Genomic DNA, 13,527 nt, shown 5'->3' with positions numbered 1-13,527 from the left:
GGTGCTGTCCATGATGACCATGACATGGCGGCCACCATCAAGGCCCAGTCTGGCGGTCCAGCCCAATGCCTTTTGGGCGCGCGCCGCTTGCAGCCAGCCGTTGAATTTCTGGCTGGCCACATAGGAATTGTCGACGATCGTGCCGCCAAACGTGCTGCTGGCCAACCACGCCATGGTGAAATTCACGGCGATGACCAGCCCGAAAAAGCCGATCATCACCATCCACATGTGGCGGCCTGTAAAACCCCGGCTCATCAATCATCGTCCTCCACATCCGGACGTTCGAAAGTCACGTCGTCATGCGCAGGCCGGGCTTCGCGGCTGCCTGGTGCGCCATCGGTTGGCTGCGCGACAAGCCGGAAGGCCGTGTGTTCCTCGCCGCGCGCCGGGGCGGCCACGAACACCCGCAACTGCGTGGCGGCATCGGGCGCCAAAGCCACGCGCAACGTGGTTCCGGCAGCTTCGCGGCTGCCCACTTGTGTCCACAAGGCGGCGCCGGGCAGGCCGACGACGCGCAGATCGATGCTGCGCGGCCGGGTTTCCATGTTGCGCAGCTTGATGGTGTAGGCGTTGCGAATGGCGCCGTCCGATAGCTGGACATAACGGGGATTGCGGTCGCCGGCGGCACTGATGTCGAGCCGCGCGCGCTGACCGAGGCTGAACAGCATGGCAAGCCCGATGCCGGCCCAGATCGCGAAATACAACAGCGTCCGTGGCCGCAGCAATGTCCTGATGACCGGGCGCGGTTCGCCGCCGGCCTTTTCGTGGACGGCATCATCCAGCGTGGCATAATCGATCAGGCCGCGCGGCCGGCCGATCTGCGTCATGACCTTGTCGCAGGCGTCGATGCACAGCGCGCAGGTGATGCAGCCGATCTGCGGTCCCTCGCGGATGTCGATGCCGGTCGGGCAAACGGCCACGCACTGGTTGCAATCGATGCAGTCGCCGGCTCGCCCGGCCCGCAGCGCCGCGCCGATGCTTTCGACCGGAAAATCGGCCTCCATTGCAGCCGCCTTCTTGATGCCCTGCGTCCGGGGTTCGCCGCGCCAGTCCTTGTAGGTGACGATCAGCGATTTTTCATCGAGCATCGCGGTCTGGATACGCGGCCAGGGGCACATGTAGATGCAGACCTGTTCGCGCATCAGGCCGCCGAGGATGAACGTCGTCGCGGTCAGCACGCCGACGGTGGCATAGGCGACAAATGGCGCTGTGCCGGCGACGAACGCCAGCGCGAGGGTGGGGGCATCGGCAAAATAGAAAATCCACGCACCGCCGGTGGCAATGGCGATAGCCAGCCAGACAGCGTGCTTGGCGGCGCGCTTGCCGATCTTGGCCGGCGTCCAGGGGGCGGCCGCCAGCTTTATCTGGGCGTTGCGGTCGCCGTCGATCCAGCGTTCGACATGGACGAACAAATCGGTCCAGACGGTTTGCGGGCAGGCATAGCCGCACCAGGCGCGGCCAACCGCTGACGTGACGAGGAACAGCCCGATCCCGGCCATGACCAGCAGCCCGGCGACATAGTAGAATTCCTGCGGCCAGATCTCGATGCTGAACATGTAGAACCGCCGGTTGGCGAGATCGACCAGCACCGCCTGGTCGGGGGCATAGGCGCCCCGGTCCCAGCGCAGCCAGGGCGTGAGGTAATAAACGGCCAGTGTGGCCACCATGATCACCCATTTCAGCCGGCGGTAAAAACCCGTGACTGCCTTGGGGTAAACCGCCTTGCGCTTCGCATAGAGCGGGCTGCCTGGGTTGATCAGGTCAAGCGCCGACATCTGCCTTTTCACCCGCCTTTTGTGCTGCGGCAGCCGTCACTGCAGGCGCCGGACTGGCTTGCGCCTCTGGCGCCGGGTTGGCTTCGCCGCCGCCAAGCGAATGGACATAGGCAGCAAGCATGCGGATCGTGACGGCATCAAGCCGGTTGTTCCAGCGCGGCATGACGCCGGCGGGCGCGTAGACGATCGTGTGGCGGATCTGCGCCGGGCTGCCCCCATGCAGCCAGATGCCGTCGGTCAGGTTGGGCGCGCCAAAGTCGCGGCCGCCCTTGCCGCCTTCACCGTGGCAGGCGGCACAATTGGCCGCAAACAGCGCGGCGCCGGCGGCATTGGCGCGGCCTTGCCCACCGATATGCCGGACATGAGCGACGACACTCCTGATTTCGGCTGGTTGCAGGATCTCGCCAAAGGCCGGCATCTGCGACTGCCGCGTCTCGTCATGGTCCGGGTTCCGGATGCCATGCGTCAGCGTGTATTCCAGCGAGGCAAGGTCGCCGCCCCACAGCCAGTCATCGTCATTGAGATTGGGATAGCCGACTGAGCCAGCGGCGCCGGAGCCATGGCATTGGACGCAATGCACCTTGAAGGCAGCCCGGCCGCCCTCGATGGCAACGCGCAGCAATTTCGGGTTGGCCGGCAGGTCCGCGATGGGCGCGGCGGAGATGGCGCGATAGATCGGCGCGCGGCGGGCTGTTTCGGCCAGCACTTCGTTGTCATAATCGCCCCGGCTCGACCAGCCGGCGACGCCCTGTTTCGCCCCTGCGGCGGTCGGCCAGGCCGGATAGACGACCACATAGCCGATGGCGAACACCACACAGGCGCCAAAGATCATCAACCACCAGCGCGGCAACGGCGTGTCGAGTTCCTCGATGCCATCCCATTCATGGCCGACGGTCTGGGTTCCGGTCGGCTCGTCAATCCGCTTTTTCATCGGCCCCATCCCTGAAAATCATGTTGGCGGCGTCATCGAGCCGCTGCCGGGAACCCTTGCGAAAGGTCCAGCCAACAAACGTGGCGAACAGCACGACCATCGCAAGCAGGCCCCAGCTGTCGGCGATATGCCGCAACGCGTCATAGCTCACTGGATCGCTCACTGGGCCGTCTCCTGCGGTGCGGCAGCCTTGAAATCGACCAGCGTTCCAAGCATCTGGAGATAGGCGATCAACGCGTCCATTTCGGTCACCACCTTGGGATCGCCGTCGAAGTCACGAATCTGCGCCTTGGGGTATCGCGCTGCCAGCGCCGCCGTATCGGCATCGGGATTGGCCTGTGCCGCCAGGTCGGCATTGGCGGCGGCAATGGCTTCGGGGGTATACGGCACGCCGACGCGGGCCAGTGCCTTCAGGTGATCGCGCATGTCGCCGGCGACCAGCGGCCGGGTCGCCATGAAGGCATAGGGCGGCATGATCGATTCCGGCACGACAATGCGCGGGTCCTTGAGATGCTGGACGTGCCAGCCATCCGAATAGCGCCCGCCAGTGCGCGCCAGATCAGGCCCGGTGCGTTTGGACCCCCATTGAAACGGGTGGTCGTACATGCTTTCGGCGGCAAGACTGTAATGGCCATAGCGTTCGGTTTCGTCGCGAAATGGCCGGATCATCTGGGTGTGGCAGTTGTAGCAGCCTTCGCGCATGTAGATGTTGCGCCCCGCCAGTTCGAGCGGCGAATAGGGCCGCACGCCTTCGACCTTTTCGACTGTGGAATCGATCCAGAACAGCGGCGCAATCTCGACGATGCCGCCGATGGCGACGGCGACCAGCGCGAGCAGGCCGAGCAGCGAGACGTTGCGTTCGAGCGTGCGGTGCGAAAAGCCTTCACCGGGTGCCTTGGGGTCGTTTGCCATGGTTCGGGTCCCCTTATTCGGCGGGCTGCGCCAGCAGCGGACGGTCCGCAGCGGCGTTGTAGGGCGTTTGCGTCATCGGCTTTTCGTTGCGGATGCGGCCAGCGATGGTCATCGCGATGTTGTAGGCAAAGATCAGCGAGCCGGTCAGGTACAGCAGGCCCCCGGCGGCGCGGATCAGGTACATCGGGTGCATCGCGGCGGTGACTTCGGCAAAGCTGTTGACCAGATAGCCATCGGCACCGAATTCCCGCCACAACAGGCCCTGCATGATGCCCGCCACCCACATCGAGGCGGTGTACAGCACGATGCCGATCGTCGCCGTCCAGAAATGCCAGTTGATGAGCCGCAGGCTGTACAGCCGCTCGCGCTTCCACAAGCGCGGCGCCATGTAATACATGCAGGCAAAGGTGATCATGCCGTTCCAACCCAGCGCGCCCGAATGCACATGGCCGATCGTCCAATCGGTATTGTGGCTGAGCGAATTGACCGACTTGATGGACATCATCGGCCCTTCGAAGGTGCTCATGCCGTAGAACGCCAGCGCCAGCACCATCATGCGGATGATCGGGTCGGTGCGAATCTTGTCCCACGCGCCATTGAGCGTCATCAGGCCGTTGATCATGCCGCCCCAGGACGGCATCCACAGCATGATCGAAAACACCATGCCCAGCGTCTGCGCCCAATCGGGCAGGGCGGTATAATGCAGATGGTGCGGCCCGGCCCAGATATACAAGAAAATCAGCGACCAGAAATGGATGATCGACAGCCGGTACGAATAGACCGGGCGCTCGGCCTGCTTGGGCACGAAATAATACATCATGGCCAAAAAACCGGCGGTGAGGAAAAAGCCCACGGCGTTATGGCCGTACCACCACTGTGTCAGCGCATCCTGAACGCCGGCAAACGCCGAATAGGATTTCGATCCGAAGAGGCTGGCCGGCATCGACAGGTTGTTGACGAGGTGCAGCATCGCCACGGTGATGATGAAGCTGAGGTAGAACCAGTTGGCCACATAGATATGCGGTTCGCGCCGGCGCACGATCGTGCCGACAAACACGGCCAGATAGCTGACCCACACGATGGTCAGCCAGATATCGACATACCATTCCGGCTCGGCATATTCGCGCGCCTCGGTGATGCCCATGACATAGCCGGTGGCGGCCAGCACGATGAACAGCTGATAGCCCCAGAACACGAACCTTGCGAGCGATGGAAACGCCAACCGCACGCGGCAGGTGCGCTGCACGACATAATAGCTGGTGGCGATCAGCGCGTTGCCGCCAAAGGCAAAGATCACCGCAGAGGTGTGCAGGGGCCGCAACCGGCCAAAGCTGGTATATTCAAAACCCAGGTTGAGGACCGGAAAGGCCAGCTGCAAGGCAATTGTGAGGCCGACCAACAAGCCGACAACGCCCCAGAAGGTCGTGGCGATCACGCCCCATCGCACTGGCTCGTCGTCATATTCGGACCGGTCGGCGATCCGTTTGCCGGCAAAATCCGCCGTTCGCAGCACTGTGACAGCCGCCACAAGGGCCGCCAGGGCGAATATCGCCATATGGACCGCAAAGCCCGCATCGACGGCATTTGCCGCCGCCGCCAGCGCGAGCACCATTGCGATGAAGTAACCGCCAGATTTTGCTATTGTTGCTTCCACGCCGCCGCCCCGCTGCTCTGATGCTGTGCTTCAACGTTTCAATGGCCGTTGGGCTCCTTGGCGCGCAATAAGGGCTTTCCCGGAACAGGCATCATCTCCGGCTCTCCGCGCAGGGTCAGGATCAGATCCGCGGGCGGCTTTGCTCCGGAAGGCCCTATTTCCGCAGCCCGAACGTGGCCCGCAGGACGTTGTTGCGCGTCAGGCTGTCGAGGTTGCGGCCAAGATCATAGCTCAGCCCGAAGGAAATCATGTCGTTTGGCAGATACAGCAACTGCGCGGAAAGCAGCTGCGCGTCACCGGGGCCGCTCGCCAGATTGTGGCGCAGCGCATAGCTGCCGCGCAGCTGCACTTTGGCACCGCCGCCCGCACGCAGCGTCAGATAGGCCGCGGCATCCAGGCCAATCCGCGTCCATGACGAGGCATCGGCCAGTTCCGCCTTGCGGCCCGGGCTGTCAATGGCCAGCAGGTCGAACGTGCCGCTCAAAAGCCAGTGAAATGCCAGGCCCATCGGCAGTTCATATTCGACATCATTACCCGGCAGGTTGATCTGGGGCGTGAAACGGGCCGCCAGCGACCAGCTGCGCGAATCGAACCGGGTATCGCTCATATAGCGGCCGTTAACCGCAAAATAATGGGATGCTTCGCCGCCGGATTTCTGCCGCTGCTGGAAAAAGCCGTCGATCTGAAATCCGATTGCCAGATTGTCGATGGCATCGGGATCACTGGTCGAACCCTCGCGCTCCAGCTGCACGAACGCCATGGGCCAGAGGTGCGTTTTGCCGATCTGGAATTCGTGCCAGCGCAGGCCCGCGGTGCCGAACACCGAGAGCGTCCGTTCCCGCGCCTCGAAATCCTGCGTGAACGCCACTTCGGCCGGTGGCCGGTCGGCAGGCAGGCCAATCGTCATGTCGGCCGGCGCCCGCGTGATGACAAAATCCACCCGGGCTTCATCGGGCGCCGTGGCGGCCGCCACCTGCGCCGGCGCGGGGTCTGGGGCGGAGTTTGAGGGCGGCGCGCAAAGGATCAGCAGGCCAGCGTCCTTGCCGTCCAGAACCGCCTCCAGCACGTCACGCGCCTTGCCCCCCGGCCAGGGTGTGCCATTGGATCGACGGATTTCCACGCCGCCCGCCTGCAACGGCAGATAGGCGCCGGCCTTGTCCGTTTCGGGACGCATCCAGCTCGTGATCAGCCGGTTCAACTTGTACAGCGAAGCCGTGTTCTCGCCGGCGGCCGGCTTGGAAAAGGCCGCAGCCGCTATACCCGCGCTGCCGGTCTGGACCCATTCGAACTGAAATGTCAGCGGCGCATAGCCCGAGGCAAAAATGGCGCGCCCCAAGGCGCCAGCCTTTATGGTGCCGCTCTGCCCACCGGGCGATGCGGTGCAGGCCCCGGCAATGCCCTGCCGCAGAGCCTCAAAGCTTTCATTTTCAGCCGCCGCAGCCGATGCCCAGCCGATCGACGCCAGCAGCAACAACGCCGGCCTGACGATCATGCGATCCCCAGTTTTTCGCCAAGCCATTGCGACAGCGCCTGATAGCTCTGTCCGCACCAGGCCCGCATCTCGGTCTCCTTGCCGTCGGCCAGCGCCACGGGGTTGTGAAAGCGTTGCCACACAAGCTCCTGGCATTTGCCAAGCAGTCGCCTGACTTTGGGCGCATCGCCAAACACGTCGCCGATAGTGTCGAACAGGTCTGCCCGTGTGCCGTGCAGTTGCTGGGCGGCATCCAGCACCAGCAATTCGATGTCGCCGATGTCGGGGCCGCCCCCCCGATCGCTCATGCCCCGATCACTCAGGCCCCGATCACTTAGGCCCCGATCGCCTTGGCCGTTTTCGATCGGTTCCGGCGATGGTGCTGCGGCGTTCGCCTCTGCCGCTGCCTGCTGCCTGCGCGCAAGGCGGCTGCGAATCTTTTCAGCGCGGGATTGCAGGACGCGGTGCCGAGTTGCCATCTTGGAAAATACCCCATCTTGCAAAACCCGTTGGCCGGTAACGGAGAAACCTGCGCCGTGTGGCCGGCCAGCGTGCATTGCCGGTGTCCCCGTACGATGCCGCGCCCCCGCACATCTCCTGCGCAAACGGATATTGCGCCACAAGCCTAGCAGCCCGCGTCAATATGAAAAGCCATTCGATTCTTGCGCGCTCGCGCCAACGGCAGCAGGCGATGCGACGGTTCGCGGTCGCGCCACTACGCAACTCGAACATTAAGAAATTCATGAAATTCTGGCGGAGCCGGAGTCCGTATAACCTAGATCTACGCTGACTTTCGCGGATGGTCGTTTTCGTTCTTATCTTGATGTAAATAAGCAATTATTTCATTGTAGTTCAGTGACCGAGTGTTCGCGCTCGTGCGCGACTAGCCGCATCTTGCCGTGCCAAAAGTGGGCATGTAAGTGGGCACGAGGGCATATTTGAGGCAGGGTAAGAATGGCACGTGCACTGAACCGTATGACCGTCAGACAAATCGCAGCATTGAAGTTGCCGGGCCGGCATGCGGACGGGGGTGGGCTTTATCTTCGGATCACCAACGGTGGCGCGCGTTCATGGGTATTCATGGCCGCCATAGCTGGAAAGAGGGCTGAGATCGGGCTTGGCTCTGTATCTGCGGTCTCGCTGGCAAGCGCTCGCAGGTTAGCTAACGAGATGCGAGAAGCCGTTGCAGCGGGAACCGATCCTCGTCGTCACGTGACCAAAGACGTATGCCAAGACGAAATCAAACCCCCGACATTCGGTGCTTTTGCGGACAGCTTCATTGCCAGCGTCGAAGCTGGGTGGAAAAATTCAGTCCATCGCCAACAATGGCGCAACAGTTTGCGAGACCACGCCAGCCTAATCCATGATAAAACTCTAGTCGAAATTACAACGGAAGACATGCTGGAAATTCTTCGGCCGATCTGGCTGACCAAGCCCGAAACGGCAAAACGTGTAAGGGGGCGCATCGAAAGAATCTTGGATGCCGCAAAGGCTCATGGACTCCGACCGCGCGAGGCAATGAATCCTGCAGCCTTCCGCGGGCATCTGTCGCTTTTGCTGCCCAGCCAGTCTCAAACAATCAAACGCCACCATCCAGCATTATCATGGTCGGACGCACCTCAATTCATAGCCGATCTTCGTGACCGCAAAGCCATCGCAGCTCGGTGTCTGGAATTCGTAATTCTGACCGCTGCGCGCAGCGGCGAAGCGCTAACATCGACATGGTCCGAAATTAATTTGCAGACCATGCTTTGGACGATTCCGGCGGAGCGCATGAAAGCTGGCGCTGAGCATGTCGTTCCGCTTTCAAATTCGGCGATCAATCTGCTGCTGGCCATCAAGCCAGATAATGTCGAGCCGAACGCGCCAATATTTGGTGTTGGTGGTGCTGCTCGATCCAACATGGCCATGGCGATGCTGCTTCGGCGCATGGGGCATAAACACATTACCACACACGGCTTTAGGTCGACGTTTCGAGATTGGGCGGGGGATACGACCGACTTCCCTCGAGAGATCGTTGAACAAGCACTGGCGCATACGATCCAGAACAAAGCTGAGCGCGCTTATAGGCGAGGAACCGCCGTCGAGCGCCGTCGAGCACTTATGCAGTCCTGGGATGACTTTCTCGGCAGCAAAACAGTCGCTCTAAACAATGTCGAGGTTTCCTGAAAAATACGTGGTCTCCAAATGGTCGATATCGTAGCAACTGGTTGTATATTAAGCGTTATTTGACAATTCTTGTTCATTCTGCTATGATATAAAAGCTGGCGTTGTAGATCAACGCGGGCGCCTCCTCCGACATCGATAGGAACCCCTATGGGACAACCAGCTAAGGTGCTGGAGTCGGCCGACGTGTGCCGACTCCTTTCGCACGTGCGCGTGCAACGCAATCCCGCACGAAACCGCGTCACTATTTTGCTCAGCTTCAAGGCCGGGCTTCGCGCCGCCGAGATAGCCGGCCTCGACTGGCACATGGTGTTGCGCCCCGACGGCAATCTCTCGCCGCATATCCAAGTGTCGGACCAGATCGCAAAAAATCGATCGGGAAGACGACTTCCGATGCATCCCGAGTTGCGATCGGCGCTACTGGCGCTCCATCACGCAAATGGCCGCCCCATCGCTGGGCCTGTCGTCCGATCCGAGCGCGGCGGGCACATGACCCCTAGGTCGATCGTGAACTGGTTTCACCAGCTCTATGAAAAAACCAACTTGGCAGGCTGCTCTTCCCACTCGGGGCGCCGAACGTTCATCACGCGGTCTGCCCGTTTGTTGGCAAAAGCCGGTGGGTCGCTGCGGGATGTACAGGAACTAGCGGGACATCGTTCATTGGTGACGACCGAACGCTACATCGAAGGCGACAGAGACGCCCAGCGCCGCCTCATCAGGCTTCTCTAAAACCCATCCCCATCACTTTCAGGAAAGGAACCGCGGCCATGCTCGGCAGCGATCAGGAAAACCGTGCCTTGTTGACCACACAGCGCATTCGTCAGCTCAACGACACATTCCGCAGGACCGGCAAAGGGGGCCGCGTGTTCATGACCGACGGGGTCATGTCCTTGTCCCCTGCAACACGTGTCGCGCTTGCGGCGGCTGTTCGGGTTTTCGACGACTTTACACCGGGGAACGATCCCCATCAGGAGCACGACTTCGGAGCCCTCTCGGTGGCGGGCCACAGGCTGTTTTGGAAAATCGACTATTACGACACGGCGTTGACATACCGATCCCCTGATCCGTCCGATCCTGCCGTCACCACGCGCGTGCTTACGATCCTTCTGGCGTCGGAATACTGAGAGATGCGTGCTCAAGGTGGAGCATTGCATTGCCAACCACGCGGGCACCGGCCCAGCCCGGTGCATATCAACGGCGTCGACACGCTTCAGCCGTTTCGCCAAGGCCAACTCGATGGGTTGTGCGGACTCTATTCAATCATAAATGCTCTGAGGTTGGCCTTAGTGGACAAGCGGCCGCTTTCGACAGTCCAGTGCAGACGGATCTTCAGGCGCGGAGTAAAGCATCTCGAGGAGCGAGAGTTGCTATCATCAGGAGCTTGCAGCGGCATTGAGGCCAAGGAGTGGCATCGGCTAGCCCGCATGATGGCTGAAGAGGCAGGACAAATCTTGTCCCTTGAAATCAGCTTGCGTCGACTGTTTCGGACCAAGGACGCCGTGTCGGGCCAGCAGCTACGCGCAACGATCGAGCGAAACATCAGAAAGGGCGTCCCCGTCCTGATCGAGCTTGCAGGGGCGTACCAGCACTACACCGTGGTCGCCGGCATCAGCGAAAAACGTGTCATACTGTTTGACAGCTGTGGCTACCGGTGGATCGCGTGGCGTTCCTGTTGGGCAAACTCCGATCCCGCACAAGGCCGCCACCAAATACCCCACTACTCCGTCAGCGTTTTCAAAATTTGACCTTGCTGCACGCGTCCGGCGCCTATCATCCCGGCAGCTTCCGGCTGCTTCCGACCCAGAATCAGTCGTTCGCTACAGGACTCGGTTACGGCTGCTTGTGGCGAAAGCTGGCGTTAAGGCTGAGCGTGAAGCCCTTGCCGTCGCGGGTTGTCCAGGCAACACCGATGTCGGTCCAGCGGGCGTTGTCGCCGTCACCGGTGACGTTGAAGAGGCGGTGGCTCGGACGGTTTGCGGTTGTGTCAGTCATGGCAGTCATGGCAGTTATCCTTTATGTCCACCAAAGGACCATTCCCTCGGCTTCATGGGGAGCCCCGTGACCTGACGATGAAGGTGAGGATCAAAGGCTGAGCGGCACGCGACCCGTGGGGCGGAGCTGCACAAACGCAGTGCGGAAGCGAGCCGCCTTGACCCTCAACGCGGCTGGTCAAAACCCCATGAATGAAAGCCGATGGGGATGTCCTAGATCAGTTGACACAAGGAGATGCGGCGGAAAAAATGGATATCGAACATAGAAATGCGAATCGATACATCATAAATACAATGAAACTGCAGCGAACGATTTCCGGTGAAAATTATCTTTTCCTAAATAATTTCACAGTACAACCGCTATAGAAAACATTTGACGATTATTATTATCCTCTAACACCCGCCAAATAACGCTTTGCAAACAAACCCATCAGCACCGACAAAGTCGTTGCTAGCGCCCGGCCCATACGTAAAATCGTTTGCAATGTTCTGTGCTGTTCTTCCAATAAACCCATCTCTGCCAAGCAGATCATTACTTGGTCCCGGTCCCTCCGTTACATCTCGCCATGCGTCATTCACGAACTTGACGATCGTGTTATTGTTACCAAAACATCCAGAACCACCGATTCCATCGGAAACGCATTTCTCGAGCTCGTTAACAGTAAGTTGGGTCGCAAAGCAGGCGGCAAACTGAACTGGTTGCCCGCCGGTATTGACGGCACAGCTCGCAAAGGCTTGTTGCTCGGGAGTCAAATTGTTACCTACCGCGCAGACGGCCATCTGTGAATACCGTCCAATATTATCAAGCACGCACTTAGTTACGATCTGCTGATCCTTACTAAGATACGTGCGGCCAATACACAGGCCGGCTTGGCGGTATGAGCCGCCATTTTGGAGCACACAGCGATAAAGGCGACGCGCTTCCGGATCTATTTCAATGAAATCGAGACAACTCCCTGCTTCAAAGCGATCATGTTTGCGCTCACTTAGGGCGCAACGTAAAGCAATCCGATGACTATCGCTCAGCCCGACTCCGGCGGCACAGCTTAAAAAGTTTTCAATATTTTTTTCCGAACTGTAATTAGCCGCACATGTAGCAGCTTTGTAAGCGGATGAATCAAGTTGATCGTCATACGCGCATAATGCCAAACTAGCCTTTGATCTTGTGCTGGATATGCAGTCTATAATACGTTTCTGCCTCTCTGTTGACATCTTTTTTATCCAACATTCAACAAATCGCTCGTTACCATCAAAGCGCACTGCAGCACATTCAGTTGCCGCAGCTTTGGCATCAAATTCTTTCTCAATCAGCGTAACCGTATACTGCTGAAGGCCGTTAGTATTGATTTTTCTGAACCTTGCAGAATTGAAACAGTTCGGAACATCATACTCCTTGAAAGCGGAGCGCCGAATACAAAACTTTGCTCCTGGTTCACCTTCGGATGATTCGTACTTCATATTAGAATTTACAACTTCCCCATAGTAATAATATGCTGCGGCTCCGTTTAGTGCACCTAACAACGCTGCGTCACATTTTGTTGATTCGATGACACGCCAACCTGCAGCGACCCACCTATCATTTTCCTTCCAACCAACCGCAACTGCTACAGTTTGAGCGCTATTGTTGCAAAAGAATAGACCGGCCTGCGCTGGCGCACTCATGAAAAGCCAAATTATCGCAAAAAACAACGTGGCTGTTTTCATTTTGCTGTCACCTTCAGCAATTGCTCAGTTAAAATCACGATATTACTGCAATCATTCGCAATCAGACGGCAAATAAACTGCGATTAGAAGATAGTTTCAGATTTACTTCCGAACTAATTTCCATCTGCATTCCTTTGTAGGTGGTGATGCTAGACAGACGTTGCACGAATCTACAGGACCGCTTCCAGCCGAACACACGCCCATCGTACTTTGCGGAGAGGTTGCATCAACTTTTTGACGTGGATCATGCAAAATAGCATTCGATGGTCCGCACCTCCAGACTTGAAGGCAAGCCGCATTAATCTGAGAAGCGCTTCCTGCCTTAGCCCATGTTCCGGTATCCTCGGCGCGCACATGACTGGCGATGACGAGCGCAGCTAAAGCTATCCATGCGCGCATATGAACCCCCAAGTGTCATATATACCTATGAATATTAAACTAGACCGGTGCCACAGTCGACCACTTTAAAGGGGGGCAGCACAAGCGTTCATGTGTACAGTCGTAGATTCATAGTAAGTGAACCCCTCCTCGAAAAAGGGCAAGCTGGCGAGCGACGGCGTCGGTCTGATGCCATGAGGCCGCGCCGGAAAGTTCAGCGCTCCACCTCTTGACGGGGGGATGAAGTGCGAACGATAATCGGTTTCAGTCATCGGCAGCGGCGCGCGCGGAGGGGAGAGGCTTTCGATTTCAAGATGCGCCGTATCGGGGCAGCCTTCGAACGCGAGGTAGTCGGCGTTCCAGCGGATTTCGATTTCGATGTCGTTCCAGTTTTTTTGGGAATAATTGCGTAGTCGGTTTTCATGTCTGCTTGCCTTTCGTTTGGGTTCGTCCGGTGGACGGGGAGGCAAACGGCAGGGTGCAGAGGGGCAGCGTCACCGCAGGGGAACGGCCAACACGGGAGCGCAGCGAATGGAGCGGGCAAG

The 13,527-nt window shown here is 59.2% G+C and carries 14 protein-coding genes; 4 read left to right on the top strand and 10 right to left on the bottom strand.

All coding sequences use genetic code 11. The annotated features are described in order from the left end of the window. The 8 genes from RMQ73_RS09820 to RMQ73_RS09785 form a co-directional block, all read right to left on the bottom strand. Window positions 1-255, bottom strand: a 255-nt coding sequence (locus tag RMQ73_RS09820; protein ID WP_310498022.1) for a FixH family protein, incomplete at its 3' end; no start/stop codon positions are given. After that, window positions 255-1,775 carry a cytochrome c oxidase accessory protein CcoG gene (ccoG, locus tag RMQ73_RS09815; protein ID WP_310498021.1) on the bottom strand — a complete coding sequence of 507 codons (1,521 nt, stop codon included), beginning with the start codon at window positions 1,773-1,775 and terminating at the stop codon, window positions 255-257. The genes ccoG and RMQ73_RS09820, both read right to left, overlap by 1 nt. Beyond that, complete coding sequence (ccoP, locus tag RMQ73_RS09810) at window positions 1,762-2,706, bottom strand: cytochrome-c oxidase, cbb3-type subunit III (RefSeq protein ID WP_310498019.1); 945 nt, start codon at window positions 2,704-2,706, stop codon at window positions 1,762-1,764. The genes ccoG and ccoP overlap by 14 nt, the downstream gene beginning before the upstream one ends. Next, window positions 2,690-2,869 (bottom strand): cbb3-type cytochrome c oxidase subunit 3, encoded by a 180-nt coding sequence (locus RMQ73_RS09805; RefSeq protein WP_310498018.1) that lies wholly within the window; start codon window positions 2,867-2,869, stop codon window positions 2,690-2,692. Before RMQ73_RS09805 ends, ccoP begins: the two co-directional genes overlap by 17 nt. Continuing rightward, entirely contained in the window at window positions 2,866-3,618 is a 753-nt protein-coding gene (gene ccoO / locus RMQ73_RS09800; RefSeq protein WP_310498017.1) for a cytochrome-c oxidase, cbb3-type subunit II, read from the bottom strand. Before ccoO ends, RMQ73_RS09805 begins: the two co-directional genes overlap by 4 nt. Before the next feature lie 13 nt (window positions 3,619-3,631). Further along, window positions 3,632-5,230 (bottom strand): cytochrome-c oxidase, cbb3-type subunit I, encoded by a 1,599-nt coding sequence (gene ccoN, locus RMQ73_RS09795; protein WP_409049863.1) that lies wholly within the window; start codon window positions 5,228-5,230, stop codon window positions 3,632-3,634. A 196-nt stretch (window positions 5,231-5,426) separates the two neighbouring features. After that, the gene (locus RMQ73_RS09790) at window positions 5,427-6,764 is read right to left on the bottom strand and encodes a hypothetical protein (RefSeq protein WP_310498014.1); all 1,338 of its coding nucleotides are present in this window, start codon (window positions 6,762-6,764) and stop codon (window positions 5,427-5,429) included. Beyond that, window positions 6,761-7,051: a hypothetical protein gene (locus RMQ73_RS09785; RefSeq protein WP_310498012.1), complete on the bottom strand. Its 291-nt coding sequence runs from the start codon at window positions 7,049-7,051 to the stop codon at window positions 6,761-6,763. Before RMQ73_RS09785 ends, RMQ73_RS09790 begins: the two co-directional genes overlap by 4 nt. Window positions 7,052-7,697: 646 nt before the next feature. Between RMQ73_RS09785 and RMQ73_RS09780 the strand changes: the two genes are divergently transcribed. The 4 genes from RMQ73_RS09780 to RMQ73_RS09765 all read left to right on the top strand — a co-directional run bounded on the left by RMQ73_RS09780 (window position 7,698) and on the right by RMQ73_RS09765 (window position 10,654). After that, window positions 7,698-8,912, top strand: a complete 1,215-nt coding sequence (locus RMQ73_RS09780; RefSeq protein WP_310498011.1) for a phage integrase central domain-containing protein — start codon at window positions 7,698-7,700, stop codon at window positions 8,910-8,912. Window positions 8,913-9,059: 147 nt separating this feature from the next. Beyond that, the gene (locus RMQ73_RS09775) at window positions 9,060-9,638 is read left to right on the top strand and encodes a site-specific integrase (RefSeq protein ID WP_310498010.1); all 579 of its coding nucleotides are present in this window, start codon (window positions 9,060-9,062) and stop codon (window positions 9,636-9,638) included. 38 nt (window positions 9,639-9,676) lie between these two features. Then, window positions 9,677-10,033: a DUF3768 domain-containing protein gene (locus RMQ73_RS09770; RefSeq protein WP_310498009.1), complete on the top strand. Its 357-nt coding sequence runs from the start codon at window positions 9,677-9,679 to the stop codon at window positions 10,031-10,033. Between the two features lie 300 nt (window positions 10,034-10,333). Next, complete coding sequence (locus RMQ73_RS09765) at window positions 10,334-10,654, top strand: hypothetical protein (protein WP_310498008.1); 321 nt, start codon at window positions 10,334-10,336, stop codon at window positions 10,652-10,654. An 85-nt stretch (window positions 10,655-10,739) separates the two neighbouring features. Here RMQ73_RS09765 and RMQ73_RS09760 read toward each other — a convergent pair whose 3' ends face one another. Continuing rightward, window positions 10,740-10,901, bottom strand: a complete 162-nt coding sequence (locus RMQ73_RS09760) for a hypothetical protein (RefSeq protein ID WP_310498007.1) — start codon at window positions 10,899-10,901, stop codon at window positions 10,740-10,742. A 392-nt stretch (window positions 10,902-11,293) separates the two neighbouring features. After that, the gene (locus tag RMQ73_RS09755) at window positions 11,294-12,604 is read right to left on the bottom strand and encodes a DUF1036 domain-containing protein (protein WP_310498006.1); all 1,311 of its coding nucleotides are present in this window, start codon (window positions 12,602-12,604) and stop codon (window positions 11,294-11,296) included. Window positions 12,605-13,527 lie beyond the last annotated feature (923 nt).

It is taken from the genome of Sandarakinorhabdus sp., from assembly GCF_031430775.1.
In the GTDB taxonomy this organism is placed as follows: domain Bacteria; phylum Pseudomonadota; class Alphaproteobacteria; order Sphingomonadales; family Sphingomonadaceae; genus Sandarakinorhabdus.
Note: the sequence above shows the minus strand (reverse complement) of the source record. Positions and strands in the feature narration are given on the sequence as shown.

Coding starts and splice junctions, on each gene's coding strand:
- ccoG (WP_310498021.1), bottom strand. CDS start 1,775: ATGTCGGCGCTTGACCTGATCAACCCAGGCAGCCCGCTCTATGCGAAG.
- ccoP (WP_310498019.1), bottom strand. CDS start 2,706: ATGAAAAAGCGGATTGACGAGCCGACCGGAACCCAGACCGTCGGCCAT.
- ccoO (WP_310498017.1), bottom strand. CDS start 3,618: ATGGCAAACGACCCCAAGGCACCCGGTGAAGGCTTTTCGCACCGCACG.
- ccoN (WP_409049863.1), bottom strand. CDS start 5,230: ATGGTGCTCGCGCTGGCGGCGGCGGCAAATGCCGTCGATGCGGGCTTT.
- RMQ73_RS09790 (WP_310498014.1), bottom strand. CDS start 6,764: ATGATCGTCAGGCCGGCGTTGTTGCTGCTGGCGTCGATCGGCTGGGCA.
- RMQ73_RS09785 (WP_310498012.1), bottom strand. CDS start 7,051: ATGAGCGATCGGGGGGGCGGCCCCGACATCGGCGACATCGAATTGCTG.
- RMQ73_RS09780 (WP_310498011.1), top strand. CDS start 7,698: ATGGCACGTGCACTGAACCGTATGACCGTCAGACAAATCGCAGCATTG.
- RMQ73_RS09775 (WP_310498010.1), top strand. CDS start 9,060: ATGGGACAACCAGCTAAGGTGCTGGAGTCGGCCGACGTGTGCCGACTC.
- RMQ73_RS09770 (WP_310498009.1), top strand. CDS start 9,677: ATGCTCGGCAGCGATCAGGAAAACCGTGCCTTGTTGACCACACAGCGC.
- RMQ73_RS09765 (WP_310498008.1), top strand. CDS start 10,334: ATGATGGCTGAAGAGGCAGGACAAATCTTGTCCCTTGAAATCAGCTTG.
- RMQ73_RS09760 (WP_310498007.1), bottom strand. CDS start 10,901: ATGACTGACACAACCGCAAACCGTCCGAGCCACCGCCTCTTCAACGTC.
- RMQ73_RS09755 (WP_310498006.1), bottom strand. CDS start 12,604: ATGAAAACAGCCACGTTGTTTTTTGCGATAATTTGGCTTTTCATGAGT.